Origin of the sequence: Streptomyces sp. NPDC058646 (genome assembly GCF_042716875.1) — a bacterium.
Classification (GTDB): domain Bacteria; phylum Actinomycetota; class Actinomycetes; order Streptomycetales; family Streptomycetaceae; genus Streptomyces.
Genome location: NZ_JBHXRK010000029.1, coordinates 70,305 through 97,133, shown reverse-complemented (window position 1 = coordinate 97,133; position 26,829 = coordinate 70,305). Strand labels below are relative to the sequence as shown.

The 26,829-nt window shown below is 73.2% G+C and carries 24 protein-coding genes; 12 read left to right on the top strand and 12 right to left on the bottom strand.

Features of this window, described 5'->3' with window-relative positions; all coding sequences use genetic code 11:
• The first annotated feature begins 729 nt into the window (after positions 1-729).
• Positions 730-1,728, top strand: coding sequence for a tryptophan--tRNA ligase (gene trpS / locus ACFWUZ_RS29530; RefSeq protein ID WP_384379469.1), 999 nt, complete (start codon positions 730-732; stop codon positions 1,726-1,728).
• Between the two features lie 57 nt (positions 1,729-1,785).
• Here the strand turns inward: trpS and proC are convergent, their stop codons facing one another.
• The 5 genes from proC to ACFWUZ_RS29505 form a co-directional block, all read right to left on the bottom strand.
• Complete coding sequence (gene proC / locus ACFWUZ_RS29525; RefSeq protein WP_384379466.1) at positions 1,786-2,595, bottom strand: pyrroline-5-carboxylate reductase; 810 nt, start codon at positions 2,593-2,595, stop codon at positions 1,786-1,788.
• Positions 2,596-2,717: 122 nt separating this feature from the next.
• Positions 2,718-3,515 carry an ABC transporter permease gene (locus ACFWUZ_RS29520; protein ID WP_384379463.1) on the bottom strand — a complete coding sequence of 266 codons (798 nt, stop codon included), beginning with the start codon at positions 3,513-3,515 and terminating at the stop codon, positions 2,718-2,720.
• Positions 3,512-4,318 (bottom strand): ABC transporter ATP-binding protein, encoded by an 807-nt coding sequence (locus ACFWUZ_RS29515; protein WP_384379461.1) that lies wholly within the window; start codon positions 4,316-4,318, stop codon positions 3,512-3,514. The genes ACFWUZ_RS29520 and ACFWUZ_RS29515 overlap by 4 nt, the downstream gene beginning before the upstream one ends.
• A gap of 121 nt (positions 4,319-4,439) precedes the next feature.
• Positions 4,440-4,961, bottom strand: coding sequence for a hypothetical protein (locus ACFWUZ_RS29510; protein ID WP_384379458.1), 522 nt, complete (start codon positions 4,959-4,961; stop codon positions 4,440-4,442).
• Positions 4,962-5,281: 320 nt separating this feature from the next.
• Positions 5,282-5,596: a peptidase gene (locus ACFWUZ_RS29505; protein ID WP_384379455.1), complete on the bottom strand. Its 315-nt coding sequence runs from the start codon at positions 5,594-5,596 to the stop codon at positions 5,282-5,284.
• Positions 5,597-5,703: 107 nt separating this feature from the next.
• Between ACFWUZ_RS29505 and ACFWUZ_RS29500 the strand changes: the two genes are divergently transcribed.
• On the top strand, positions 5,704-7,881 hold the full coding sequence (locus ACFWUZ_RS29500; protein WP_384379452.1) for a serine/threonine-protein kinase: 2,178 nt from the start codon (positions 5,704-5,706) through the stop codon (positions 7,879-7,881).
• A 63-nt stretch (positions 7,882-7,944) separates the two neighbouring features.
• On the opposite strand, the gene ilvD is transcribed toward ACFWUZ_RS29500, so the two are convergent.
• From ilvD to ACFWUZ_RS29480, 4 genes are all read right to left on the bottom strand, one after another.
• Complete coding sequence (gene ilvD, locus ACFWUZ_RS29495) at positions 7,945-9,795, bottom strand: dihydroxy-acid dehydratase (RefSeq protein ID WP_384379449.1); 1,851 nt, start codon at positions 9,793-9,795, stop codon at positions 7,945-7,947.
• Between the two features lie 136 nt (positions 9,796-9,931).
• Positions 9,932-10,552 carry a TetR family transcriptional regulator gene (locus ACFWUZ_RS29490; RefSeq protein ID WP_384379446.1) on the bottom strand — a complete coding sequence of 207 codons (621 nt, stop codon included), beginning with the start codon at positions 10,550-10,552 and terminating at the stop codon, positions 9,932-9,934.
• Positions 10,549-11,391 (bottom strand): sugar phosphate isomerase/epimerase family protein, encoded by an 843-nt coding sequence (locus ACFWUZ_RS29485; protein WP_384379443.1) that lies wholly within the window; start codon positions 11,389-11,391, stop codon positions 10,549-10,551. Before ACFWUZ_RS29485 ends, ACFWUZ_RS29490 begins: the two co-directional genes overlap by 4 nt.
• Before the next feature lie 230 nt (positions 11,392-11,621).
• Positions 11,622-12,563 (bottom strand): Ppx/GppA family phosphatase, encoded by a 942-nt coding sequence (locus ACFWUZ_RS29480; protein WP_384379440.1) that lies wholly within the window; start codon positions 12,561-12,563, stop codon positions 11,622-11,624.
• Positions 12,564-12,763: 200 nt separating this feature from the next.
• On the opposite strand from ACFWUZ_RS29480, the gene ACFWUZ_RS29475 reads away from it, so the two are divergent.
• Entirely contained in the window at positions 12,764-13,564 is an 801-nt protein-coding gene (locus ACFWUZ_RS29475; protein WP_384379483.1) for a hypothetical protein, read from the top strand.
• A 58-nt stretch (positions 13,565-13,622) separates the two neighbouring features.
• Here the strand turns inward: ACFWUZ_RS29475 and ACFWUZ_RS29470 are convergent, their stop codons facing one another.
• Positions 13,623-15,371: a hypothetical protein gene (locus ACFWUZ_RS29470; RefSeq protein WP_384379437.1), complete on the bottom strand. Its 1,749-nt coding sequence runs from the start codon at positions 15,369-15,371 to the stop codon at positions 13,623-13,625.
• Positions 15,372-15,634: 263 nt separating this feature from the next.
• On the opposite strand from ACFWUZ_RS29470, the gene radA reads away from it, so the two are divergent.
• Together radA and disA are read left to right on the top strand one after the other, a co-directional pair.
• Entirely contained in the window at positions 15,635-17,047 is a 1,413-nt protein-coding gene (gene radA / locus ACFWUZ_RS29465) for a DNA repair protein RadA (protein ID WP_384379434.1), read from the top strand.
• Between the two features lie 216 nt (positions 17,048-17,263).
• Positions 17,264-18,388 carry a DNA integrity scanning diadenylate cyclase DisA gene (disA, locus tag ACFWUZ_RS29460; RefSeq protein WP_384379431.1) on the top strand — a complete coding sequence of 375 codons (1,125 nt, stop codon included), beginning with the start codon at positions 17,264-17,266 and terminating at the stop codon, positions 18,386-18,388.
• A 50-nt stretch (positions 18,389-18,438) separates the two neighbouring features.
• Here disA and ACFWUZ_RS29455 read toward each other — a convergent pair whose 3' ends face one another.
• The gene (locus ACFWUZ_RS29455) at positions 18,439-19,269 is read right to left on the bottom strand and encodes a hypothetical protein (protein ID WP_384379428.1); all 831 of its coding nucleotides are present in this window, start codon (positions 19,267-19,269) and stop codon (positions 18,439-18,441) included.
• Positions 19,270-19,430: 161 nt separating this feature from the next.
• Here ACFWUZ_RS29455 and ACFWUZ_RS29450 point away from each other — a divergent pair, with 161 nt between their 5' ends.
• The 7 genes from ACFWUZ_RS29450 to ACFWUZ_RS29420 all read left to right on the top strand — a co-directional run bounded on the left by ACFWUZ_RS29450 (position 19,431) and on the right by ACFWUZ_RS29420 (position 25,944).
• Positions 19,431-20,045: a phosphatase PAP2 family protein gene (locus ACFWUZ_RS29450; protein ID WP_384379425.1), complete on the top strand. Its 615-nt coding sequence runs from the start codon at positions 19,431-19,433 to the stop codon at positions 20,043-20,045.
• A 23-nt stretch (positions 20,046-20,068) separates the two neighbouring features.
• Positions 20,069-21,061, top strand: a complete 993-nt coding sequence (locus ACFWUZ_RS29445; RefSeq protein ID WP_384379422.1) for an A/G-specific adenine glycosylase — start codon at positions 20,069-20,071, stop codon at positions 21,059-21,061.
• A 215-nt stretch (positions 21,062-21,276) separates the two neighbouring features.
• The gene (locus tag ACFWUZ_RS29440) at positions 21,277-21,837 is read left to right on the top strand and encodes a SigE family RNA polymerase sigma factor (RefSeq protein ID WP_150518482.1); all 561 of its coding nucleotides are present in this window, start codon (positions 21,277-21,279) and stop codon (positions 21,835-21,837) included.
• A 38-nt stretch (positions 21,838-21,875) separates the two neighbouring features.
• Positions 21,876-22,544 (top strand): hypothetical protein, encoded by a 669-nt coding sequence (locus ACFWUZ_RS29435; protein WP_384379418.1) that lies wholly within the window; start codon positions 21,876-21,878, stop codon positions 22,542-22,544.
• A gap of 45 nt (positions 22,545-22,589) precedes the next feature.
• Positions 22,590-23,300 (top strand): two-component system response regulator CseB, encoded by a 711-nt coding sequence (cseB, locus tag ACFWUZ_RS29430; RefSeq protein WP_384379415.1) that lies wholly within the window; start codon positions 22,590-22,592, stop codon positions 23,298-23,300.
• Positions 23,297-24,613, top strand: coding sequence for a two-component system sensor histidine kinase CseC (gene cseC / locus ACFWUZ_RS29425; protein WP_384379412.1), 1,317 nt, complete (start codon positions 23,297-23,299; stop codon positions 24,611-24,613). The genes cseB and cseC overlap by 4 nt, the downstream gene beginning before the upstream one ends.
• Positions 24,614-24,723: 110 nt before the next feature.
• Positions 24,724-25,944, top strand: a complete 1,221-nt coding sequence (locus ACFWUZ_RS29420; protein ID WP_384379409.1) for a LamG-like jellyroll fold domain-containing protein — start codon at positions 24,724-24,726, stop codon at positions 25,942-25,944.
• 58 nt (positions 25,945-26,002) lie between these two features.
• On the opposite strand, the gene ACFWUZ_RS29415 is transcribed toward ACFWUZ_RS29420, so the two are convergent.
• Complete coding sequence (locus tag ACFWUZ_RS29415; protein WP_384379406.1) at positions 26,003-26,641, bottom strand: M23 family metallopeptidase; 639 nt, start codon at positions 26,639-26,641, stop codon at positions 26,003-26,005.
• Positions 26,642-26,829 lie beyond the last annotated feature (188 nt).

The following is a 26,829-nucleotide window of genomic DNA, read 5'->3' as shown; positions in this document are numbered from 1 at the left end:
CTGTTGAGTTCTCAAGGAACGGACGCTTCCTTTGTACTCACCCTCTCGGGCTTTCCTCCGGGCTTCGTTCTTCGTTTCCGACTCTATCAGACTCTTTCGTGTCCGATTCCCGGTCGAAGCGGGTTTCGCTTTCCAGGTTTCCGCTTTCGCGTTTCCCTTTCCGGCGAGTCCGACTCTATCAGATCCTTTCGGGCCTGACCCCCAGTCAGTGGGGTTTGCCTTCCGGGCTGTTGGGCCCTTCCGGCGAGTGAGACAGTAGCGGATTCCTGGCCGCCGAACCTAATCGGCAGCCACGTCTTGCGGACGCGGATTCCTCATTCGCAAATACGCATGAAAACGAGACGACACAGTGCGTCGTTCGTTCGAATGTGTAGGTGCGGGATGGCTGTCCGGGGACCGACCGGGGTCGGCGCTCACTTCGGACAACTCGAAGAACCTTACGGACCGGGTACATGCGTGTCAACCCCCGGCTGACCGGGTGCCGTCACCTGCGTGAAACTTCCGCCCGTCCTCGTCCCCTGCGGTCTACCCTGGGCCCATGACTACGCACGTGCTCATGCTCGACCTGCGCTGGTGGGCCGCCTGACGGCGGCTGACCTTCTGCGCGAGCACGCACGCGCTCCACGGCCGCCGCTTCGGCGGCCGTTCTCGTTTCTCCCTCCCGGGGAGTGGCTCGGCCGCCCGGCGCGGCGGTACCGACACCACTCACACACAGAGGGAGAACAGGACATGACGAGGATCTTCAGCGGGGTCAAGCCGACCGGGCATCTGACGCTGGGGAACTACCTGGGGGCCGTCCGGCAGTGGGTCGCCGTCGACCAGGAGCCGGACGAGGCGCTGTTCTGCGTCGTGGACCTGCACGCACTGACCGTCGAGCACGATCCGGCCCGCGTACGAAGGCTCAGTCGCCAGGCGGCGACGCTGCTGCTCGCCGCCGGGCTGGATCCGCAGCGGTGCACGCTCTTCGTCCAGAGCCACGTCGACGAGCACACGCGGCTGGCGTACCTGCTGGAGTGCACGGCCGCCGACGGGGAGCTGCGGCGGATGATCCAGTACAAGGAGAAGGCGGCGACGGCGCAGGCGGCCGGGGAGGGCGTGCGGCTGTCGCTGCTCACCTATCCGGTGCTGATGGCCGCGGACATCCTGGCCTACCGGACCGACGAGGTGCCCGTGGGCGAGGACCAGCGGCAGCACGTACAGCTGACCCGGGACCTGGCGGTGCGGTTCAACCAGCGGTACGGGCACACCTTCACCGTGCCGAAGGCGACGCATCCGAAGGTGGCCGCGCGGGTCATGGACCTCCAGGAGCCGACCTCGAAGATGGGGAAGTCCCACGAGAACGCCGCCGGCATCGTCTATCTCCTCGACGAGCCCGGGGTCGTCGCCAAGAAGGTGATGCGGGCCGTCACCGACAGCGGGGACGGCGGGGTGGTCTACGACCGGGAGGCGCGGCCGGGGGTCGCGAACCTGCTCGACCTCCTGGCCGCCTGCACCGGTGCGGATCCGGCGGTGCTCGCCGAGGGGTACACCGGTTACGGGGCGCTCAAGCGGGACGTCGCCGACGCGGTGGTGGAGCTGCTGAGGCCCGTACGGGAGCGGCATGCCGAGCTGGCCGCCGATCCCGCCTCCGTGGACAAGGTGCTGCGGGAGGGGGCCGGGCGGGCCAGGGAGCTGGCGCGGCCGGTGGTGGACCGGGCCTACGAGGCCATCGGGCTGCTCGCGCCGTGACGGTGCCGGGTACGGGCTTCCGCTCGCGCGGGGGCCCGTACCCGCAGGTCCGGCCGGTCAGCTGTTGCCGGAGGCGAGTTCGCGGCTGCGGTCGCGGGCCGCTTCGAGGGCGGCGATCAGGGCGGCGCGTACGCCGTGCTTCTCCAGCTCCACGATCGCGTTGATCGTCGTACCGGCCGGGGAGGTGACGGCCTCGCGGAGCTTGACGGGGTGCTCGCCGCTGTCGCGGAGCATCACGGCGGCGCCGATGGCGGCCTGGACGATCAGGTCGTGGGCCTGGGCGCGGGGCAGGCCGAGGAGGATGCCGGCGTCGGTCATGGCCTCGACGAGGAAGTAGAAGTAGGCGGGTCCGGAGCCGGAGAGGGCGGTGGCCGCGTCCTGCTGGGACTCCGGGACGCGCAGGGTCTTGCCGACGCCGCCGAAGATCTCCTCGGTGTGCAGCAGGTGGGCCGCGGTGGCGTGGCTGCCGGCCGAGATGACGGACATGGCCTCGTCGACGAGGGCCGGGGTGTTCGTCATGACGCGGACGACGGGGGTGCCGGGGGCGAGCCGCTCCTCGAAGAAGGAGGTCGGGATGCCGGCGGCGCCGCTGATGACCAGGCGGTCGGCCGGGACGTGCGGGGCCAGTTCCTCGAGGAGCTTGCCCATGTCCTGCGGCTTGACGGTGAGGATGAGCGTGTCGGCGCGCTCGGCGGCCTCGGCGTTGCTGACGGCCTCGACGCCGTAGCGGGTGCGGAGTTCCTCGGCGCGCTCCGGGCGGCGCGCGGTGACGAGGAGCTTCGAGGCGGGCCAGCCGCCTCGGATCATCCCGCTGAGCAGGGCCTCTCCGATCTTGCCGGTACCGAGGACTGCGACTGTCTGGGTCATGCCCGATTCACCTCGCCGAACGTGGGGTGTGCATGCACCCGTACTGCCGATGGAAGCTCATCCTTGCACTCGCGCGGGCGGGTACGGCGCGGCTGTCCGGCCCGTGGTCGCCGGGGTGTGCGTCAGGGCGTGCGGCGGCGGAGGGTCGCGGCGCCGAGGGCGAGGACCAGGAGGGCGCAGCCGGCGACGACGACGGCGTCCCGGACGAAGGCGGCGGTCATGTCGGTGTGGGTGAGGACCTGGGTCATCCCGTCGACGGCGTACGACATGGGCAGGACGTCGGAGAGGCCTTCCAGGAGCGGCTGCATCGTGTCGCGGGGCGCGAAGAGTCCGCAGAGCAGCAGCTGGGGGAAGATCACGGCCGGCATGAACTGGACGGCCTGGAACTCGGAGGCTGCGAAGGCGGAGACGAAGAGGCCGAGGGCGGTGCCGAGGAGCGCGTCGAGGAGGGCGACGAGCAGGAGCAGCCAGGGGGAGCCGACGACGTCGAGGCCGAGCACCCACAGGGCGAGGCCGGTGGCGAGCAGGGACTGGATCACCGCGACGGCGCCGAAGGCGAGGGCGTAGCCGGCGATGAGGTCGCCCTTGCCGAGCGGCATGGCCAGGAGGCGCTCCAGGGTGCCGGAGGTGCGTTCCCGGAGGGTGGCGATGGAGGTCACCAGGAACATGGTGATGAGGGGGAAGATCCCGAGGAGCGATGCCCCGATGCCGTCGAAGGTGCGCGGGCTGCCGTCGAAGACGAAACGCAGCAGGGTCAGCATCAGTACGGGGACCAGGAGCATGAGCGCGATGGAGCGCGGGTCGTGGCGGAGCTGACGCAGGACGCGGGCCGCGGTGGCGGTGGTGCGGGCCGCGCTGAAGGAGGAGGGCGCGGAGCGCGGTCCCGAGGGGGTGGCGGCGGGGTACGGGTGGGCGTTCATCGGCTCTGCTCCCCGGCGGTCGCGGTGGCCTGGTCGACGAGGCGGAGGAAGCCTTCCTCCACGGTGGCGGAACGGGTGCGGGTGCGCAGGTCGTCGGGGGTGTCCCGGGCGAGGATGCGGCCCTCGCGCATGAGGAGGAGGTCGTGGCAGCGCTCGGCCTCGTCCATCACGTGGGAGGAGACGAGGATCGTGGTCCCGCGGGTGGCGGTGAGGTCGTGGAAGAGGTTCCACAGGTCGCGGCGGAGTACGGGGTCGAGGCCGACGGTGGGTTCGTCGAGGACCAGCAGTTCCGGGGCGCCGAGGAGGGCGACGGCGAGGGAGACGCGGCTGCGCTGGCCGCCGGAGAGGTTGCCGGCGAGGGCGTCGGCGCGGGCGGTGAGGTCGACGTCGCCGATGGCGCGGGTGACGGTGGCGGCGCGGCGGGCGGCGGCGGCCCGGCCGGGGTCGAGGATCGCGGCGAAGTAGTCGAGGTTCTGCCGGACGGTGAGGTCGTCGTAGACGGAGGGTGCCTGGGTGACGTAGCCGATGCGGGAGCGGAGTTCGGGGTGGCCCGCGGGGCGCCCGAGGACGTCGAGGGTTCCGGTGACGTGCGCCTGGGTGCCGACGACGGCGCGCATGAGGGTGGACTTTCCGCAGCCGGAGGGGCCGAGGAGGCCGGTGATGCGGCCGCGCGGGACGTCGAAGGCGATGGAGTCGATGACGGTGCGGGGGGTGCGGCCGGCGCCGCGGCGGACGGTCAGGGCATCGGCGTGGACGGCGGACGGGCTCGGGGGCGGGGCTCCCCCGGACTGGTTATTCATCATGTGATGAATAATGCTCCTGGGGGTGCCGGACCGTCAACCGGTACGACGGGAGCGGGTACGGAACCGGTAGGGGAGCGGGTACAGGTACGGGTGCCGGCCGGGACGGGTGTGCCGGGAGTGGCTACTTCTTGCGCTTGGGGCGCCGCGCCGCCGGGTTGCCCGTGCGGGAGCTGCGGCGGCGGGCGAATTCGGCCATGGCGCGCTCGTACTCGGCGCGGCGCAGGTCCTCCCCCGGGGCCTCGAAGAAGCAGCGGATGAAGTACGCGATGAGGGAGCCGATGAAACCGATCGCCTTGAGGCCCTTGAGGGCGGCTTCGTCCGAGGACGGGGCCGGCCGGCGGCTGAAGGACTCCCAGGTCTTGGCGAAGGCGATGGAGCTGGCGATCGCGAAGAGGACGACAACGGAGATGCTGAGGAAGGGCCCGACGTTGCCGATCTCCATGCCCTCGTAGGCGAAGCGCAGGAGGAAGGCGCTGACGACCGCGAGGGTCAGCGAGACGAATGCCGCGGCGGCACGGCGCAGGGCGTAGCCGCCGTCGTGCCTCAGCCAGGTCGTCCCGAAGAAGTGGATCGGCTCGGGCTCGGGCCCGGGAGCCGCCGGCACCGGCGCGGCGGGGGTCTGGTCTCGCTGGTCGTCGCTCACACCGGCGATTATCCCCCGCCGGGCCGGTCGGGCCGGGGCGCGTCTCACGGGTCAGAACGGCGAGGATCCGGGGTGCTCAGCGGACCCTGCGGGCCGGGCCGGACCCGGCAGGAAACGGCAGGACCCCGCGGACCCGGCGCGCACGTCGCGGACCGGCGGGATCCCCCCGGTCCGGCAGGAGCTTGGGGATCCGGCGCCCCTCCGGCGGGGGCTCGCCCCTCCGGCGGGACCTCGCGGACCCGGCGGGAGCCCGCCCCTCCGGCGGGACTCGCGGACCCGGCAGGATCTTGCCGGCCCGGCAGGACCCGGAAGACACGTCCCTACCCGCAGTGCGCGGCCACGTAGCCGTCGCTGCCCGTCTTCACGTAGGCGTCCGAGACGAACTGGCCGTTTCCGACGCAGTCCCAGAGGTTCGTCGTCCCGTACGGGCCCGAGACGGTGGTGCCCTCGCACTGGCAGCGGATGGTGACCCACGCACCCAGCGGCAGGACGCTCACCACCGAGTACCCGGTGCCGGGACCGCTGCGCACCTTGAGCTGGACGCCGGGCGCGACCGGATAGCTCTTGTAGCCGGATCCCTCGGCAAGGCTCTCGGCCCGGCCCTGGACTTGGTCCAGTTCTCCCTCAACCGACATGAAAAAAATCCCCCCTTGGAGCATGACGCTCTGCAACTCGCGCAGGGTAGCAGGCCCATACCGCTCCATATGCGCCATCGACTAGGCTCCGGCGGGGGTGGTCGGCAGTGCAGTCACTGCGCGCGGAACGGGCCGGTTTTCCGGAGTACGCCGGGCAGTACCGGCTGGAATCCGTGCTGGGTTCCGGCGGCATGGGTGTCGTGCACCTGGCCACTTCGGGCTCCGGGCTGCGGCTGGCCGTGAAGGTCGTCCACGCCCAGCACGCAGTGGATCCGGAGTTCCGGGCGCGGTTCCGGCAGGAGGTCGCCGCCGCACGGCGGGTCAGCGGCGCGTTCACCGCGCCGGTCGTCGACGCGGACCCCCTGGCCGAGCGGCCCTGGATGGCCACGCTGTTCATCGACGCCCCGACCCTCGCGGAGCGCGTACGGGAACGCCCGCTCGACGGGGCCGAGGCGGCCCGGCTCGGCGCCGGGCTGGCCGAGGCGCTCCGGGACATCCACCGGGCGGGCGTGGTGCACCGGGACCTGAAGCCCAGCAACGTCCTGATGGCTCCCGACGGGGTACGGGTCATCGACTTCGGGATCTCGCGGCCCCTCGACAGCGACCTGCGGACGGAGACCGGGAAGCTGATCGGGACCCCGCCGTTCATGGCGCCCGAGCAGTTCCAGCGGCCGAGGGAGGTGGGTCCGGCCGCGGACGTCTTCGCCATGGGCGCCGTACTGGTGCACGCGCTGACCGGGCGCGGGCCCTTCGACTCCGAGAGCCATTACCTCGTCGCCTACCAGGTGGTGCACGCCGAACCGGACCTGACGGGGGTGCCGGACGCCCTCGTGCCGCTCGTCGCCCGGTGCCTGGCGAAGGACCCCGCGGACCGCCCGACCCCCGACGCCCTCCTCGGCGAGCTGCGGGCCGCCGCCTACCCGACAGGAGAGGACACGCGCGCCTTCATACCGCAGCCCCGCCACCCGGTCCCGGCGCACGGCCGGACCGCGGCCCCCGACGAGCCCACGCACCGGCGGGTACGCAACCCCGCCGCCGCACAGGCCCCGGCGCGGCGGGGCCGGGGGCGGCGGCGGACCGCGGTGGCCCTGGGCCTCGGGCTGCTGGTGACGGGCGGGGCCGTCGGGGCGTACGCGCACTTCGGGGCCGGCCGGAGCACCGGCGGGGCCGGGGCGGCGCAGCAGGCCGGGGCGGCCGACGGGGCGAAGCCGCCGGCGACCGCCGCACCCTGGTCGGCCACGCTGCACGACGCCGGGCCCGGGAACGCGGCGGCCGCCTGCTCCTGGGCGGCCGCGTCCCTCTACTGCTCGGCGCCCGGGCTCGTCGCGGCCCGGCTGGAGCAGGCCGACGGCAGCGTGGCCTGGACCGTACCCGCACCGGGCACGGGGACCCGTACGGCGGGCGCCACCACGGTCGTCCCGGTCGCGAGCGGCGGGCTGGTGCTCGCCACGGTCCCCGCCAGCGGGCTGCTCCAGGCCCTGGACCCGGCCGGCGGCGCGGTGCGGTGGAAGAAGGAGGTCGCGCAGGACGCACAGGTCCTCGCCGCGGGTGCGAAGGTCCTGGTCGCGACGGCGGACGGGACCGTGACGGCGCTCGACGCCACGACCGGCGGCATCAGCTGGAGCAAACGCCTGGGACGGCTGGGGTCCATGTGGTTCACCGGCCCCCAGCAGCCCGACGGCGGGCAGGACCTCTACGCGTCGACGCGCTCCGACGACGGCGCCTCCTCGCAGATCTCGGCGGTCGACCCGGCCGACGGCACCGTGCGGTGGCAGCTGCGCGCACCCGGGATGCTGCGGCCGGTCGGGGTCGCGCAGGGCGGTCTGCACCTGCTGGCCGCCGATCTCCAGGGGATGACGGGCGCGGTCGTACGCATCGACCTCGCCACCCGCGCGGTACGGCGTACCGCCCTGTCGGTGGAGCAGCTGCAGGCGGAGGCGGCGGTCGGGCCCGACGGGGTGACGTACCTGATCGGCATCTCGGGAGCGCTGACCGCGGTCGGCCCGGAGCGGGAGGCGTGGCGGCTGGAGACGGCCGTGGCCACGGCGTCCCGGCCGGTCGTCGCCGACGGGCGGCTGTACCTGATGGCGGCGGACGGCCGGCTGATCGCCGTCGACGCCGGAGCCGGCCGGCTGGTCGGGCAGACGGACCCCCGGATGGGCACCGGCCAGGGCACCTACAGCGCGACGGTCCCCGCACCGGTGGCCGGCGGCGGGCGGGTGTTCGGGAGCGCGCCCGACGGGACGGTGTTCTCCGTGGACGCCGCGAACCCCGCGGGCTGGTGACGCGGACGACCCCCGCGGGCCCGGCCGGGCCCGCGGGGGTCGTCAGGGACGCAGGGGCCGGGATCAGCCCAGGCGGCTCACGTCGCGGACGGCGCCCTTGTCGGCGCTGGTCGCCATCGCCGCGTAGGCGCGCAGGGCCGCCGACACCTTGCGCTCGCGGTTCTTCGGCGCGTACACCCCGCCCAGCGCCTCGCGGCGGGCCGCCAGGGTCGCGTCGTCCACCAGCAGCTCGATCGACCGGCTGGGGATGTCGATGCGGATGCGGTCCCCGTCCTCGACGAGGGCGATGGTGCCGCCCGAGGCCGCCTCCGGGGAGGCGTGGCCGATGGACAGGCCCGAGGTGCCGCCGGAGAAGCGGCCGTCCGTCACGAGGGCGCAGACCTTGCCGAGTCCGCGGCCCTTGAGGAAGGAGGTGGGGTAGAGCATCTCCTGCATACCGGGACCGCCGCGCGGGCCCTCGTAACGGATGACGACGACGTCGCCGGCCTTCACCTCCTTGCGGAGGATCTTGTCGACGGCCTCGTCCTGCGACTCACAGACGACGGCCGGGCCCTCGAAGGTCCAGATCGACTCGTCGACACCGGCGGTCTTGACGACGCACCCGTCGACGGCGATGTTGCCGCGCAGCACGGCGAGGCCGCCGTCCTTGGAGTACGCGTGCTGGACCGAGCGGATGCAGCCGCCCTCGGCGTCGAGGTCGAGGGTGTCCCAGCGCTCCGACTGCGAGAAGGCCGTCGCGGAGCGCTTGCAGCCGGGGGCCGCGTGCCACAGCTCCATGGCCTCCTCCGAGGAGGTCCCCGCACGGGCGTCCCACTTGGCGAGCCAGTCCTCCAGGCCGTCCGAGTGCACGGTGGTGACGTCCTTGTTGAGGAGCCCGCCGCGGTGCAGCTCGCCGAGGATGGCGGGGATGCCGCCGGCCCGGTGGATGTCCTCCATGTAGTACGTGCCGCCGGGCGCCACGTTCGGCGCGACCTTGGCCAGGCAGGGGACGCGCCGCGAGACGGCGTCGATGTCGGTCAGGTCGTAGTCCAGACCGGCTTCCTGCGCGGCGGCCAGCAGGTGGAGGATCGTGTTCGTCGAGCCGCCCATCGCGATGTCGAGTGCCATGGCGTTCTCGAAGGCCTCGCGGGTGGCGATGTTGCGCGGCAGGACCGACTCGTCGCCGTCCTCGTAGTACCGCTTGGTGATCTCCACGACCGTCCGGCCGGCGTCCTCGTACAGGGCGCGGCGCGCGGTGTGGGTGGCGAGGACCGAGCCGTTGCCGGGGAGGGCGAGGCCGATGGCCTCGGCCAGGCAGTTCATCGAGTTGGCGGTGAACATGCCCGAACACGAACCGCACGTGGGACAGGCGTTCTCCTCGATCCGCAGCACGTCCTCGTCCGAGACGTTCTCGTTGGAGGCGTCGACCATGGCGTCGATCAGGTCGAGCTTGCGGACGGTGCCGTCGACGAGGATGGCCTGCCCGGCCTCCATCGGGCCGCCGGACACGAACACGACCGGGATGTTGAGGCGCATCGCGGCCATCAGCATGCCCGGGGTGATCTTGTCGCAGTTGGAGATGCAGATCAGCGCATCGGCGCAGTGCGCCTCGACCATGTACTCCACGGAGTCCGCGATCAGGTCGCGCGAGGGCAGCGAGTACAGCATGCCGCCGTGCCCCATGGCGATGCCGTCGTCCACGGCGATCGTGTTGAACTCGCGCGGGATGGCGCCCGCGGCCCGGATGGCGTCGGAGACGATCCGGCCGACCGGGGCGAGGTGGGTGTGGCCGGGGACGAACTCGGTGAAGGAGTTGGCCACCGCGATGATCGGCTTCCCGATGTCCTCGCTCGCTACGCCCGAGGCGCGCATCAGGGCGCGCGCGCCCGCCATGTTGCGGCCGTGGGTGACGGTACGGGACCGGAGCTCGGGCATCGGGTTCACTCCCCAGAGGTGCGGCTGCGCCGGACGCGGCCGCGACTGTAGTCAGGAATCTGTTACGAGGCTACCGCTCCTCGCCCGGGATGCGGACGGTGAGTCCGGATGCCGGGACAGGAGGGTCAGCCAGCGGTCACTCCTCCGTCAGGTAGCGCTGCAGCGTGGGTGCCACCAGCGCGATGATGTCCTCGGGGTCCGCGGAGGCGAGCGGCTCCACCTGGACGACGTACCGCAGGATGGCGATGCCGACCATGTGCGAGGCGGCCAGTTCGGCGCGGAAGGTCGGGTCGGGGACCTTGAGGTCGGCGGCGACCCGCTCCAGGACCCGGCGCAGGACCAGTCCGCGCAGGACCTTCGCGGCGGCCTCGTGGGTGAGCGCCGACCGGATGACGGCCAGCAGGGGCGCGCGGGTGACCGGGTTCTCCCAGATCCCGAGGAAGTAGCGGGCCAGCCGCTCGCCGATGCCGTCCGGTCCCTCGCCGAGGACCGCCGGGACCACCAGGGCGGGCTCCATGCTCACCTCGATGGCGGCGGCGAACAGGTCGTCCTTGCTGCCGAAGTAGTGGTGCACCAGTGCCGGGTCCACGCCCGCCACCTTGGCGATGCCGCGCACGGACGTCTTGTCGTACCCGCGCTCCGCGAACACCTCGCGCGCGGCGAGGCGGATGCGCTCCTGCGTGCCGGGGCCTTCCCCGGCCTCGTCGAGGCGGGGCCGGCCGGGGCCCCGGCGGCGCGGCTTCGCGGGCTCGGTCACGGGCGGCGGACCCGCGGCCGGCCGGCGGGGGCGCCGGGGGCGGTGGCGAGGTGCAGCCGGGTGAAGGCCAGCGCCTCGGCGAGGTCGGCCTCGCGCTCGGCGGCGGACATGGCGCGCCGGGTGTTGACCTCGATCACCACGTGCCCCTCGAAGGAGGTCCGGGCGAGCCGTTCCAGCAGCTCGGCGCAGGGCTGCGTACCGCGGCCGGGGACCAGGTGCTCGTCCTTCGCCGACCCGTTCCCGTCGGCGAGGTGGACGTGCGCCAGCCGGTCGCCCATCCGGTCGATCATCGCGGTGGCGTCCGTCCGGGCGGTCGCGGTGTGCGACAGGTCGACGGTGAAGTGCCGGTAGTCGTCCTTCGTCACGTCCCACTCGGGGGCGTAGGCGAGCATCTCGCGGTCGCGGTAGCGCCAGGGGTACATGTTCTCGACGGCGAACCGCACGTCGGTCTCGTCCGCCATCCGCCAGATGCCGGTGACGAAGTCGCGGGAGTACTGGCGCTGCCAGCGGAAGGGCGGATGCACGACGACGGTCGACGCCCCGAGCCGTTCGGCCGCCGCCTGGGCCCGCTGGAGCTTGGTCCACGGATCCGTGGACCACACCCGCTGCGTGATGAGCAGGCAGGGCGCGTGCACCGCGAGGATCGGCACCTGGTGGTGGTCGGAGAGCCGCCGCAGGGCGTCGACGTCCTGGCTGACCGGATCCGTCCAGACCATCACCTCGACGCCGTCGTACCCGAGGCGCGCGGCGATCTCGAAGGCGGTCGCCGTCGACTCCGGATAGACGGAGGCGGTGGAGAGGGCGACTTTCGCGGTCGGTGTGCGGACTGGTTCTGCCACGCAGACAGGTTACGGGCCCGGGGCCCGCCCGGAACGTGACGGCCACCACCCCGCCCAGGATCCCGTACCGCCGCCCCACCGCCACCGGCGCGGTGGCGGCCCGAGCCCGGCCACAGGCGCCCCGCCCACGATTCGGTCGAGGTCCGGCTCCGGCAAGGTCCCTGGAGGCCAGGCCCTGCAACGCCGGCCACCCCGTACCGGTGTGACACCCCCCGGAGCCAGGGCCCCCCTCACGCCCCCGGCGTCACCGGGAGGTGGTCCAGGCGGCGGAGGATGACTCCCTCGCGCAGCGCCCAGGGGCAGATTTCGAGTTCGTCGACCCCGAGGAGGTCCATCGCCCCCTCCGCGACCAGCGCTCCGGCCAGCAGCTGGTTCGCGCGGCCTTCCGAGACGCCCGGCAGCGCCGAGCGCTGGTCCGTCGTCATGGCGGCCAGACGCGGGACCCACTCCTCCAGGGACTTGCGGCTCAGGTCCCGCTGGACGTACAGGCCGTCCGCCGAGCGGGCCGCGCCCGCGATCCGCGCCAGCTGCTTGAAGGTCTTCGAAGTCGCGACCACGTGGTCCGGCGCCCCGAAGCGCTTGAACTCGACGACCGTACGGGCGATCTGCGCCCGCACGTGACGGCGCAGGGCCCGGATGTCAGCCGCGTCCGGCGGGTCCCCCGGGAGCCAGCCCGCGGTGAGGCGGCCCGCGCCCAGCGGGAGCGAGACGGCCGTGTCCGGATCCTCGTCGATGCCGCAGGCGATCTCCAGCGAGCCGCCGCCGATGTCGAGGACCAGCAGCTTCCCGGCCGACCAGCCGAACCAGCGGCGAGCCGCGAGGAACGTCAGCCGGGCCTCGTCCTCTCCGCTGAGCACGGGCAGGTCGATACCGGTCTCCCGTTTCACCCGGGCCAGGACCTCGTCCGCGTTCGTGGCTTCGCGCACGGCACTGGTAGCGAAGGGGAGGACGTCCTCGCACCCCTTGTCCTCCGCGGCGTGCACCGCGTCGCGGATGACCGCGACGAGCCGCTCCACGCCCTCGGAGGTGACGGCGCCCTGCTCGTCGAGCAGCTCCGCCAGCCGCATCTCCACCTTGTGCGAGTGCGCCGGCTGCGGGCGCGCACCGGGGTGCGCGTCCACCACCAGGAGATGGACCGTGTTCGAACCCACATCAAGGACACCGAGTCTCATGGGGGGAACGCTACTGGGAGGAACTCACCGGGGTGGAGCAAGGGGCCCTTAGGCTGGGGTTTGTGCCAAATACGAAGAAGGCCAACAAGACCCGGTCGCCGAAGGACACGGGCACCGGCGGCGGCTCCGAGCCCAAGACCAGGAACACGATCAAGACCAAGAAGCCCAAGTCCGAGACCAAGTCCGAGACCAAGTCCGAGCTGAAGGCCGCAGCCAAGGCCGTCGTGGTGGCCGACGAGAAGGGCCTGGACTTCCCCCGGGCCTGGGTGGAGTTCCCCGACCCCGCCGACGACGAGCAGGTCTTCCGCTGCGACCTGACCTGGCTGACCTCCCGCTGGACCTGCATCTTCGGCAGCGGCTGCCAGGGCATCCAGCCCGGCCGCGCGGACGACGGCTGCTGCACGCTCGGCGCGCACTTCTCCGACGAGGACGACGAGAAGCGCGTCGCCCAGCACGTGGCCCGGCTGACGCCCGAGGTGTGGCAGTTCCACGACGTCGGCAGCGAGACCGGCTGGACCCAGCACGACGACGACGGGGAGAAGCAGACCCGCCGCTGGGACGGCGCGTGCATCTTCCTGAACCGGCCGGGGTTCCCCGCGGGCGCCGGCTGCTCGCTGCACATCCTGGCGGTGCAGGAGGGCCGGGAGCCGCTGGAGACCAAGCCGGACGTCTGCTGGCAGCTGCCGATCCGCCGTACCTACGACTGGATCGACCGGCCCGACGACACCCGGGTGCTCCAGGTGTCCATCGGCGAGTACGACCGCCGCGGCTGGGGCCCGGGCGGCCACGACCTGCACTGGTGGTGCACCTCAGCCACCTCCGCGCACGGCGCCGGGGAGCCGGTGTACGTCTCGTACCGGCCCGAGCTGACGGAGCTGATGGGCAGGGCGGCGTACGAGGAACTCGTGAAGCTGTGCGAGGCGCGCCTGGCCTCCCTGCTGCCGATGGCCCCGCACCCGGCCGACCCGTCCGGCCCGGCCCGACCTGGCACCCCGGCCTGACCTGCCACCCCGGCCGCCCCGCCCGCCGGGACCCGGCACCCCGCCCGGCCGCCCCCGGTCACTGCGGGACGTTCGGCGGATCGGCCGGGGGGTCCGGCTCCGGGCTCGGGGAAACCGTTCCGCCCGGGCCCTCCGTGGGGGTCGGCGTGGGCGTCGGGGGCTGCGTCGGCTCCGTGGGGGCCGGGGTGGGGGCGGCGGTCGGCGGGGGCGTCGGGTCCGGGGACTGTGGCGGGGGCGTGGGCCGGGTCGGTGCCGGTGCGGGGCGTCCGCGGCCCCGTACGGAGACCACCGCGCCGCCGGGATCCACCCCGACCCGGGCGCTCCAGGCGCCCACGGGCTGGCCTTCGGGGTCCACGACGATCCGCAGGGTGACCGATTCTCCAGGGGCTAGCGTGCCCGCGGTCCGGTCGGCCCTCAGCCAGGGGGCGTCGGACCAGAGCCTCCAGTACACGGGCGCTCCGCCCGAGGCGGTGAGGGTGAGCAGGGTGACGCCGCCTTGGGAGGCCGCGCCCACGGTGAGGCGGCCCGGGGCGCCGGCCCGGTCGGGGGTGGCCGGGGCGCCCGAACTGATCACCTCGACGGAGACGTCGGGACCGGCGCTGCCGGGGGCGAAGCCGGGTCCGCCGGTGGTGGTGGCCGCGTTGCCGGTGTTCTCGTACGCCGTGAGGGGGTGGCCGTCCGCATGCGGCGGCAGGATCTCGGACTCGCTGGCGGAGATGCGGGCGGTCCCGCCGCCGACGGGTTCGCCGGTGCTCGGGGCACCGCGGTACGCGGCCCAGAGGGCCAGCACCGGGGCGGCGACGACGGTGGCGACGACGGTGGTGGTCACGGCGCGGGCGCGCAGCCGGTCGCGGCGGGCGGCGTGGTCCTTGGGGTCCATGGGAAAGCCGGTGCGGTCGAAGCGCGGTCCGGGCCGGCGGCGGCGTCCGCCGGAACGGAGCATCGCCGCGTGGACGGCGGTGCGCGGGGCCGGGACCAGCGGGAGCGCGGCGGATTCGATGCCGCCGGAGCCGGGCCAGGGGGCTGCGGCGCCGAGCCGTTCGGCGACGCGACGGCAGCGCGGGCAGTCGTCGACGTGGCGGACGAGCTCGGCGCGCAGGGTGGTGGAGAGCAGCACGCCGCCGTCGCCCTCCTCGCCGGTCAGGCGGGAGACGCTGGGGCAGCTGCCGGTCTCGACGACGGCGAGGGCGGCGCGGGTCCGCTCGACCTCGCAGGCGGCGCCCGACAGCAGCTCGCGGGCCGCGGCCGGGGCGGTGCCGAGGACCGCGGCGAGTTCGGGGACGCCCAGCCGGTGGCGGACGGCGAGTTCGAGGGCTTCGCGCTGCTCGGGCGTGGTCCCGGCGGCCTCCGGCCAGGCGAGGCGCGCCAGCTCGGTCCGGCGGTAGGCGCTCACGTCAAGGGTGCGGCGGGCCCCGGGAACCCCGTCGGCCCCGGTGTCGGCACCCGGCGCACGCCCGGCATCGGTGTGCTCCGGCGCACGCCCGGCGCAATGCGCTCCCTGCCGTGCGCGCCGCCGCTCGGCAAGGCGGCGCAGGCAGCCCCAGCGGGCCAGCGCGTACAGCCACGCCCGCCGGTCGCCCTCGTCGGGGCAGCGGCTGGGGTGACGTTCCGCCACGGCGAGGACGTCACCCAGCACGTCGGTGGCGGTGTCGTGGTCGCAGAGGACCGACAGGCAGTAGGTGAACAGGCCGTCCAGATAGGGCTCGTGCCGGAAGGGGGGCGGCTGCTCCCCTTCCGGGGGTGTGCGCCCCTGCGCCCGGTGTGCGCCGGTGCGCGGTGAGGAGTGTGCCTGGTGGCTGGTGTTCACCTGGCGACCGTAGGCGGCACCCCGGTGGCGCCCCGGAAGCCTTCAGCACTTTTAGTCCTTACGGGTGAACAGATCGGTGACCCGCTGACGCGCGCCCTGACGCCGACCCCGACACGGCACCCGGCGCCGACCCGATGCCGACCCGGCGCGCGGCCCCGCGGGACCCGGCCGGTGCCCCCCGGAACCCGACGCGCAGCCCTGCGGGACCCGGCCGGCGACCCGTCCGGGCCGGCCTGTCGGTGCGGGCGGCTACCGTGGGCGCCATGGCTGCCCGTACTGCTCGTTCATCCGCCAAGGACCGGCCGTCCTACCGCTGTACCGAGTGCGGCTGGACGACCGCGAAGTGGCTCGGGCGGTGTCCCGAGTGCCAGGCGTGGGGCACCGTCGAGGAAATGGGCGCGCCCGCCGTGCGCACCACCGCCGCGGGCCGGGTGTCGACCGCCGCCGTGCCGATCGCCCAGGTCGACGGGCGGACGGCGACCGCGCGCAGCACCGGTGTGGACGAGCTCGACCGGGTCCTCGGCGGCGGGCTCGTGCCCGGCGCGGTGGTGCTGCTCGCCGGGGAGCCCGGCGTCGGCAAGTCGACGCTGCTGCTGGACGTGGCGGCGAAGGCCTCCAGCGACGAGCACCGCACCCTCTACGTCACGGGCGAGGAGTCGGCGAGCCAGGTCCGGCTCCGCGCCGACCGCATCAAGGCGCTCAGCGACCACCTCTACCTCGCGGCCGAGACGGACCTGTCGGCGGTGCTGGGCCACCTGGACGCCGTGAAGCCGTCCCTCCTCGTCCTGGACTCCGTCCAGACCGTCGCCTCGCCCGAGATCGACGGGGCGCCGGGCGGCATGGCCCAGGTCCGCGAGGTGGCGGGGGCGCTGATCCGGGCCTCCAAGGAGCGCGGGATGTCCACCCTCCTCGTGGGCCACGTCACGAAGGACGGGGCCATCGCGGGTCCGCGCCTGCTGGAGCACCTGGTCGACGTGGTGCTGAGCTTCGAGGGCGACCGGCACGCGCGGCTGCGGCTCGTCCGCGGCATCAAGAACCGGTACGGGGCCACCGACGAGGTCGGCTGCTTCGAGCTGCACGACGAGGGCATCACCGGGCTCGCCGACCCGAGCGGGCTGTTCCTGACCCGGCGCGCCGAGGCGGTCCCCGGCACCTGCCTGACCGTGACCCTGGAGGGCAAGCGTCCGCTGGTCGCCGAGGTGCAGGCGCTGACCGTGGACTCGCAGATCCCCTCCCCCCGGCGGACCACGTCCGGCCTGGAGACCTCCCGCGTGTCGATGATGCTGGCGGTGCTGGAGCAGCGCGGCCGGATCACCGCGCTCGGCAAGCGCGACATCTACAGCGCCACCGTGGGCGGGGTGAAGCTCACCGAGCCGGCCGCCGACCTGGCCATCGCCCTGGCACTGGCCTCGGCCGCCAGCGACGTCCCGCTCCCGAAGAACCTCGTCGCCATCGGCGAGGTGGGTCTGGCCGGTGAGGTGCGGCGGGTGACCGGCGTGCAGCGGCGGCTCGCGGAGGCACACCGGCTGGGCTTCACGCACGCCCTGGTGCCGGCCGATCCGGGCAAGGTGCCGCCCGGCATGAAGGTCGTCGAGGTGGCCGACATGGGCGACGCGCTCCGCGTCCTGCCGCGCGGCCGGTCGCGTACGCCGGCCAAGGAGCGGGCCGCCGAGTAGCCGCGGGCAGCCCGGCGGGACGGTCCCCCGGGGGCTGCCCCGGAGCGGGCCGCAGTGCTGGTCAGGGGCCCGTCAGGGGCCCTGCGGGGGTGGACCTGGCCAAGCCACGGCGGGGCCACAGCGTGCGCCGGTAGACTTTGTGCTGGTCCGCCCGGCCGTACGCACGTCCTCGTGCCCGCGGCGCTGGGCGGCGCAACCCGCGACCGGAGGAGTGCAGTGGCAGCCAAGGACGGGGCAGCAGCACCCGGGAAGTCCGGCGCGAGCTCCAAGCACGAGGCGTTGATGCGCGCCTCGCTGAGTGCCGTCGCACCCGGTCAGCCGCTGCGTGACGGCTTGGAGCGGATCGTTCGCGGCAACACCGGCGGGCTCATCGTCCTCGGCATGGACAAGGCCGTCGACGCGATGTGCACCGGCGGTTTCGTCCTGGACGTGGAGTTCACCGCGACCCGGCTGCGCGAGCTGTGCAAGCTCGACGGGGCGCTCATCCTCGACAAGGACCTCACCAAGATCCTTCGGGCCGGTGTGCAGCTGGTGCCGGACGCCTCCATCCCGACCGAAGAGACCGGCACCCGGCACCGCACCGCCGACCGGGTCTCCAAGCAGTGCGGCTTCCCCGTGGTGTCCGTGTCGCAGTCGATGCGGCTGATCGCGCTGTACGTGGACGGCGAGCGCCGCGTGCTGGAGGAGTCCGGGGCGATCCTGTCGCGGGCGAACCAGGCGCTGGCCACGCTGGAGCGGTACAAGCTGCGCCTCGACGAGGTCGCGGGCACGCTGTCGGCGCTGGAGATCGAGGACCTCGTGACGGTCCGCGACGTGACCGCGGTCGCGCAGCGGCTGGAAATGGTCCGCCGGATCGCGACGGAAATCGCCGAGTACGTGGTCGAACTGGGCACGGACGGACGACTGCTGTCGCTCCAGCTGGACGAGCTGACGGTCGGGATCGAGCAGGAGCGGGAGCTGGTCATCCGCGACTACGTCCCGGAGCCCACGGCGAAGCGTTCCCGCACGGTGGACGAGGCCCTGGCCGAGCTGGACGCGCTGACGCACCCGGAGCTGCTGGAGCTGGCCATCGTCGCGAAGGCGCTGGGGTACACGGGATCGCCCGAGACCCTGGACTCGGCGGTGTCGCCGCGCGGCTACCGGCTGCTGGCGAAGGTGCCGAGGCTGCCGGGCGCGATCATCGAGCGGCTCGTGGAGCACTTCGGGGGCCTGCAGAAGCTGCTCGCCGCCAGCGTGGACGACCTGCAGACGGTGGACGGCGTGGGCGAGGCCCGTGCGCGCAGCGTCCGCGAGGGGCTGTCGCGCCTCGCGGAGTCCTCGATCCTCGAACGGTACGTCTAGGCCCGGCGCGGGGTCCGCGGCGGAGCCCCCGGGCCCCGGCCGCGGACGGATCAGTCCTGCTTGAGGACGAACGAGGTCCGGGCGACCGGCATGCCCGGAGCCTTGACCTCGACCACGTACGTGTCCGGCCCCGCGGCCCCTGCCGGAGGCGACTGGCACTGGCCGGCCGCGCTGAACGTGCGGTCCCAGTCCAGGGACTGCTTCGTCTCGCCCTGCGCCGGGACGCGGAAGAAGGCGTTGCCCGCGCCGGGCGGGCAGTCCGCCGAGGACCAGACGGCCTTGCTGCTCGCAGCCTGAAGGATGGTCAGGACGGCCTGCTTCGGGCCCAGATCGGCCTTGCAGGTGGTGCCGGAGACATTGCGGGCGATCAGTTCGAGGCGGGGCTTCTCGTTCGCCTCGTACTCGTTCTTCGCGCTCTTGACCTCCCACTGGAGGGCACTGGGCGCGCACGTGGGAAGGGGTGAGTCCGCCGGGACCTGGTCCGCCCCGCCACCGGTCCCCGCCCCGCCCGAAGCCGACCCCGGGCCGCCGGACCCCGAACCGGAACCGGAACCGGAGCCGGAACTGCCGCCCGGCTCGCCGTTCTTGCCGGTGCCGGCGGAGCCGCCGCCCCCGGATCCCGTGCCGCTGCCGCCCGAGTCCGCACGGCCGCCCGGGGCCTGACTGATCGCCGGCCCCGTCCCGGCGGGACCGGGGGTGATCGAGCCGACGGGATCGGGGCGGCCCTGCCCCTTCCCGTTCGTACTCGTCCTCCCCCCACCGGAGGTGACGACCCATAGGGCGAGCACGGCGAGGAGCGCGACGACGGACGCCAGCACGGCCCTCCGTCGCCAGTAGATGGAGGAGGGGAGCGGCCCGACCGGATTGCGCAGAGATCCCACGGACGGAACCTTACGAGAGTCCGGGACCCGATCAGTGCCCCACATGCCGTGCAACGGCCTCGATTTGCCGATGATCAGCCTGCGGGCGCAACCGTGAACACCCAGATCCGGCCAAGACGCGGAGGGCGGAGATCCCCCGCCGTTGAGTACCGTCGGTGACCATGAACAGCTCCGGCCTCTACCGCGACATCACCGGCCTCGCCCACACGGCACCCCCCTGGGTGCAGTCGGCCTTCGAAGTGTGGACGGAGTACGGACTCCTGCTCTTCGGTGCGCTCTTCATATCCGTGTGGTGGCGCGCCCGCGGACGGCGCGGCCCGCGCGCGCTGGCGCTCGCCGTCCTGGCGCCGCTGGCCACCGCCGTCGCGTACGTGGTCTCGGAGTCCCTGAAGTCCGTCGTGGACGAGGAGCGGCCCTGTCGTGCCGTCGCCGGGGCGGCGGCCTCGCTGATCGCGTGCCCGCCCCCGGGGGACTGGTCCTTCCCCAGCAACCACGCGGCCATCGGGGGCGGCGCCGCCGTCGCGCTGGCCCTGGCGGTGCGCCGTCTCGCGCTGCTGACCGTGCCGCTGGCGCTGCTCATGGCCTTCTCGCGGGTGTTCGTGGGCGTGCACTACCCGCACGACGTGGCGGTGGGTCTGCTGCTGGGCGGTTCGGTGGCCGCCCTCGCCGTCCTCGCGCTCACCGGTCCGACCAGTACGATCACCGCCGCCATGCGGGCGAGCGGGATGCGCGCCGCTGTCTGGTTCACCGGTCCGGGCACGGCACGCCAGGGGTGAAACGTGCCAGGATGCCGTCTGCCATGACTGCATCCGCCACTTCCTCCTCCGAGACGCCCGAGATCGACGGGACCGCCGAGATCGCCGACACCTCAGGCGCCCCCGTCCTCTGCGACGTCTCCCACGCCCTGCACCGGCCCGTCATCGCGTGGTTCGACGAGCACGCCCGCGACCTGCCCTGGCGCCGCCCCGAGGCCGGCCCCTGGGGGGTCATGGTCAGCGAGTTCATGCTCCAGCAGACCCCCGTCAGCCGGGTCCTGCCGGTGTACGAGCAGTGGCTCGCCCGCTGGCCCCGCCCCGCCGACCTGGCTGCCGAGGCCCCCGGCGAGGCCGTCCGGGCCTGGGGGCGGCTCGGCTACCCCCGCCGGGCCCTGCGGCTGCACGGTGCCGCGCTGGCGATAACGGAGCGGCACGGGGGCGACGTACCGAGGGACCACGCGCAGCTGCTCTCGCTGCCCGGCATCGGTGAGTACACCGCCGCCGCCGTGGCCTCGTTCGCGTACGGGCAGCGGCACGCCGTCCTCGACACCAACGTCCGGCGGGTCTTCGCCCGGACCACGACCGGGGTCGAGTACCCGCCGACCGCCACCACAGCGGCCGAGCGGCGCCTGGCACGGGCCCTGCTGCCCGAGGACGAGGGTGTGGCGGCGCGGTGGGCGGCGGCGTCGATGGAGCTGGGCGCGCTGGTGTGCACGGCCAAGAACCCGGACTGCACCCGCTGCCCGGTGGCCGGCCTCTGTGCGTGGCGCCTCGCCGGGAAGCCGGCGCACGAGGGTCCGCCGCGGCGCGGGCAGACGTACGCGGGCACGGACCGGCAGGTACGCGGCAAGCTGCTCGCCGTGCTCCGGGAGGCGGTGGGTGCCGTTCCGCAGGCCGTGCTCGACACGGTCTGGGACGAGCCGGTGCAGCGGGCCCGCGCGCTGGACGGACTGGTCGCCGACGGACTGGTGGAGCCCCTCGCTCAGGGGATGTACCGGCTCCCGCAGACGCCGGCGGGTCCCGGACCCGGGGTGTGAACGGAACGTGATCCCGGTGGGTCACGGCAGTACTCGAAACTGACTCGAGGATTCCACTTCCCGTGGTGAAACCGCAGCTCAAGGGCGCTGTTACACAACCTATGGCTGTCCGTGCGCCCACCGAAGGCTGGCCCGCACAGTGCCGTGACAACCCCTCCGTACCTTCGGACCCGTAAGCCAGGACGAGCGGTTGAACGGAACGGAGGCGGTCTGAGATGGCGCACGGCGAGGTACTCGAATTCGAAGAGTACGTACGCACCCGGCAGGACGCCCTGCTGCGCAGTGCCCGGCGCCTGGTCCCGGACCCCACCGACGCCCAGGACCTCCTGCAGACCGCCCTCGTGCGCACCTACGGCCGCTGGGACGGCATCGCCGACAAGTCCCTGGCCGACGCCTACCTCCGCCGCGTCATGATCAACACCCGGACCGAGTGGTGGCGCGCCCGCAAGCTCGAAGAGGTCCCCACCGAGCAGCTCCCCGACGCCTCCGTCGAGGACGGCTCGGACCAGCGTGCCGACCGCGCCCTGCTGATGGACATCCTCAAGGTGCTCGCGCCCAAGCAGCGCAGCGTGGTCGTCCTGCGACACTGGGAACAGATGAGCACCGAGGAGACGGCCGCGGCGCTCGGAATGTCGGCGGGAACCGTGAAGAGCACCCTGCACCGCGCACTGGCCCGCCTCCGGCAGGAGCTGGAGAGCCGGGATCTGGACATGCGCGCCCTGGAACGCGGTGACCACACCATCCTGTACGAGGGGCGTGAGCGGTGCGCGGCCTGAACGGCCAAGGCCTGACTGACAGGAGTTCACTGGCGCTGATGTCGGCGGGGACGGTCGTCCTCGTCGGCTCAGCGCTGTTGGCGGTCGGCTGCTCCACGGGCGGCACCGGCCTGCGCGACGGCGGTCCCGCCCGTACGGACGCCATGTCCAAGGCCGTCCAGTCCGCGGCCTCGGAGCAATCCGAGCCCTCCGGGGAGGCGCCCGACACCCCCGCCGGGGCCTCCGGAGCCGCCTCCGGCAAGCCCCCGAAGAAGGTCGACCCGATCGCCCTCCTCAAGGCCGACCCCAAGGTCAGCTCCGACGTCAAACGGGACCTCAAGCCCTGCACGGGCAAGGAGTACCCGGTGGACGTGAGCTACGGGCGGGTCACCGGGACCAGTGTCGTCGACATCGTGGTGAACGTGCTGTCCTGCGCGGACGCACTGGGCCGGGGCTCGTACGTGTACCGGGCGGACGGCGGGACGTACGAGAATGTGTTCTCGGACGAGCAGCCACCCGTCTACGCGGAGATCGACCGGGGCGACCTGGTGGTCACGAAGCCGGTCTACGGAAAGAGCGAGCCGCTCTCCTATCCGTCGGGCGAGGACGTGATCACGTACCGCTGGAACGGGGAGAAGTTCACCGAGCAGGACCGGGTCCACTCGGAGTACAGCAACGTGGTCGACGGCGGTGGCCTGCCCGCCCCGGCCACGAGTCAGAAGAACTGAGTACCGAAGAACCGAGTACCGGAGAACCGAGGCGAGCCGTCCGTTATGGCCGAGACCCATGTCCTGTTCGTGGAGGACGACGACGTCATCCGTGAGGCCACGACCCTGGCGCTGGAGCGCGACGGGTTCGTGGTCACCGCCATGCCCGACGGCCTGTCCGGGCTGGAGTCCTTCCGGGCCGACCGCCCCGACATCGCGCTGCTCGACGTGATGGTCCCCGGCATGGACGGCGTGAGCCTGTGCCGGCGCATCCGCGACGAGTCGACCGTCCCCGTGATCATGCTGTCGGCGCGCGCCGACTCCATCGACGTGGTGCTGGGCCTGGAGGCGGGTGCCGACGACTACGTCACCAAGCCCTTCGACGGCTCCGTCCTCGTGGCCCGCATCCGCGCCGTGCTGCGCCGCTTCGGCCACGCCGGCGGCCCGCAGAACGGCGGCCCGGGCGGCGACGAGGGGACGGACGGGGAGCGCGGGGTGCTCAGCTTCGGCGACCTCCAGGTGGACACGGAGGGCATGGAGGTGCGCAAGGCGGGCGCCGCCGTGGCCCTGACCCCGACCGAGATGCGGCTGCTGCTGGAGTTCTCCTCCGCGCCCGGCACCGTCCTGTCCCGGGACCGGCTGCTGGAGCGGGTCTGGGACTACGACTGGGGCGGCGACACCCGGGTCGTCGACGTCCACGTCCAGCGACTGCGCACGAAGATCGGTCAGGACCGGATCGAAACGGTCCGGGGCTTCGGATACAAACTCAAGGCATGAGGCGCTTCACCCTCCGCACCGGGATCCGCTGGAAGATCACACTCGCCATCGCCGCCGTGGGCGCCCTCACCGCGGTGGCGCTGAGTCTGGTCGTGCACAGTGCTGCCCGGGTGTCGATGCTGGAGAGCGCCCGCGAGGTGCAGCTGGACCGCGTCCAGTTCATGTCCCGCAACGTCGACGCCGGGCGCAAGCCGCCCCCCGGATTCAAGATCAACGACCCTGACCTGCCTTCCCAGCTGCGGCAGAAGGTGCAGTCGGGCCGGCGCGGGACCTTCGTCCAGGAGAACCCGAACGGGCCGCAGGAGGTCTGGGCCGCCGTGCCGCTCGGCAACGGTCAGGCGCTGTCGCTGCGCACCCAGTTCCGGGAGAGCGCCAACATGGTGCGCGACCTGGACCGGGCCCTGGTCGTCGGCTCCCTCGCGGTGGTGATCGGCGGCTCGGCGCTCGGCGTGCTCATCGGCGGGCAGATCTCGCGGCGGCTGCGCAAGGCGGCGGCCGCCGCCCAGCGCGTGGCCCACGGCGATCCCGAGGTCCGGGTCCGGGACGCGGTCGGCGGTGTCGTCCGGGACGAGACGGACGACCTCGCGCGGGCCGTCGACGCCATGGCGGACGCCCTCCAGCAGCGGCTGGAGGCCGAGCGGCGGGTGACCGCGGACATCGCGCACGAGCTGCGGACCCCGGTGACGGGCCTGCTGACGGCGGCGGAACTGCTGCCCCCGGGGCGGCCCACCGAGCTGGTCCGCGACCGGGCGCAGGCGATGCGCGCCCTGGTCGAGGACGTGCTGGAGGTGGCCCGCCTGGACAGCGCGTCGGAGCGGGCGGAGCTGCAGGAGGTGGCGCTGGGCGAGTTCGTGAGCCGCCGGGTGACCGCACTGATGCCGGAGGCGTCCGTACGGATCGTCGCGGACGAGATCGTCAGCACCGACCCGCGCCGCCTGGAGCGGATCCTGGGCAACCTGCTGGCCAACGCCGTCCGGTACGGGCGGCCGCCGGTGCAGGTCGACGTCGAGGGGCGCGTCGTACGGGTCCGGGACCACGGACCGGGCTTCCCGGAGGCGCTGCTGCGCGAGGGGCCGAGCCGCTTCCGCACCGGGTCGACGGACCGTGCGGGCGTCGGCCACGGGCTGGGCCTGACCATCGCGGAGGGCCAGGCACGGGTCCTGGGGGCCCGGCTCACCTTCCGCAACGTGGCCGCGCCGGGCGGGTTCGACCGCGAGGGCGCGGCGGCGGGCGCGGTGGCGGTGCTGTGGCTGCCGGAGCACGCGCCGACGGCGACGGGGAGCTTCCCGGTCATCCAGCTGCCGCAGGGTTAGGCCGCCGCTTCCGGATCCTGCCGCTCCCGGGCGGCACGGTGTTCCCGGGCCCGGGATCCGATCCGTACCGCCCGTTCATCGCGGGAGGGCCGTGACTTAGCATCCGTGGCATGAGCGACGCGATTCCCCCCAGCAGCCCGCAGCCCGAGCACTCCCCGGGGAACAGCGGTTACGGGTTCCCGCCGGGGCCGCCCGCGTCCGGCGGCTACGGCTACCCGGCCGGCCAGGCCGCGCCGGGGGGCTACGGCCCTGCCTCGGGGCAGCCTCCGACATCCGGCGGCGGTTACGGCTTCCCCCAGCAGGGACAGCCGAACCCGTACCAGCAGGAGCCCGCTCCGGGCACGCCCGGGGCGCAGTGGCCTCCGCAGCAGCCGGGGCAGCCCGGCCTGCCGGACCAGCCCGAGCAGGGCCGGCTGTTCGCTCCGGCCCCGGAACAGCCGGACTGGGAGGCCATGGCCGACCGGTCCGAGGCCGAGCGGCGCAAGAAGCGGCTGTGGATGCTGGGCGGCGCGATCACCGTGCTGGCGCTACTCGCCGGCGGCGGAACGTTCTTCCTGCTGGGCGGCGACGACGGCAAGGCGAACGAGGCCGACAGCCAGCCCTCGGTGTCCTCCTCACCCAGCCCCGAGGAGTCGGGCTCGACGAAGGCACCCGCCTACAAGGCCACCGTCGAGGGCGACGCGACCCTGCTGCGCGACAGCAACGGCAGCACCGGCATCCGGCTGGGCCCCGACATGAAGCTCGGCCCGCTGGGCTCGCGGTTCCAGATCGTGGGCAAGGGCACCCGGAACTCGTACGCGCAGGCCGCCGAGCCGGTCGTGGACGTGTCGAAGAGCTTCACCGTCACGGCCCGCGTCTACAACTCCGCGCCCAAGGGCTCGCACATCGCGGTGAGCCAGGGCGACGGGGAGTCGTTCTCGTTCGAGCTGGGCGTGAACGAGGTGAACGGCAAGCAGGCCTGGATCTTCCGGGTGCAGACGGGCGACAAGGGCGCCGCCGCGACGACGCGCACCGTCGCCGCGGAGGGGCTCAGCATGGTCAAGACCGCCACGCTGCTGATGGCGACGTACGACGCCGAGAAGAAGACCATCGCGCTCTACGTCGACGGAAAGAAGGCCGGCGAGACCCCCGTGCCGCCCATCTGGCAGGCGCAGGGACCGCTCCAGCTGGGCCGGTCCAAGCACCACAACATATGGACCGGGCCCTGGCAGGGCGCCCTGCACAACGTCCGGATCTACGACACTGCCCTCACGGAGGAGCAGGCGGGCGCGTACAAGGAGGGCAAGCTCGGCGCTGCGGTGAAGCCGACCCACTCCTGGCTGCTCACCTGATCCGGGAAAGGCCGAAGCCCGGCCGCGCGGCGGCCGGGCTGAGGGGGGAGGCGCCGGGTCAGAGGCTGACGCCGGCGTTCCGCAGGAAGGCGACCGGGTTGACGGCGGAGCCGTAGTTCGGCGTGGTGCGGATCTCGAAGTGCAGGTGCGGGCCGCTGGAGTTTCCGGTGTTGCCGGACAGCGCGATCCGCTGGTTCATGTTGACCTTCTGGCCGATCTTGACCTGGATCTTCGAGAGGTGCGCGTACTGCGAGTACGTCTTGTTCGCGTGCTTGATCACGATGGCGTTGCCGTAGGCGGGGCCGTCACCGCCGCCGTTGGGGCCGGCCTTGACGACGGTGCCGGCGGCCGCAGCCTTGACCGGGGTGCCGGTCGGGACGGCGAAGTCCTGGCCGGAGTGCTTGCTGGACCACATGCTGCCGCCCTTGCCGAAGGTCGCGGACAGCGTGTACTTGTCGAGCGGCTTGATCCACCGCGAGGACTTCGAGGCGGCCGCGGGCTCGGCGGCGGCCTTGGCGGCCCGCGCGGCCTGGGCGGAGGCCTGCTCGGCGACCAGCTGGGCGGTCCCGGACAGGGCGGTCTGCGTGGTGTCGGCGAAGGCGGCGGTCGTCCCGGCCCCGAGAGCAAGGGCGGCACCGAGAGCGGTTACGCCGACGGCAATACGGGTACGAGGGGTGATGACACGCTTCGCGGACATAAGGAGACCTCCGGGGCCGGGGACAAGGGCGGTTCACGCCCTCTTGAGGCATGAAGTGACCCGGCACGATGAAGCGCGTGCCGGGCTGGCTCAACCTTGGTAACCCGCGGCCCCCGACTTCCCCAAACCTCCCCGTTACTACCGCGACTCGTAGGACGACTCGGGCTTTCCGCCCGGTTGACGGGCTT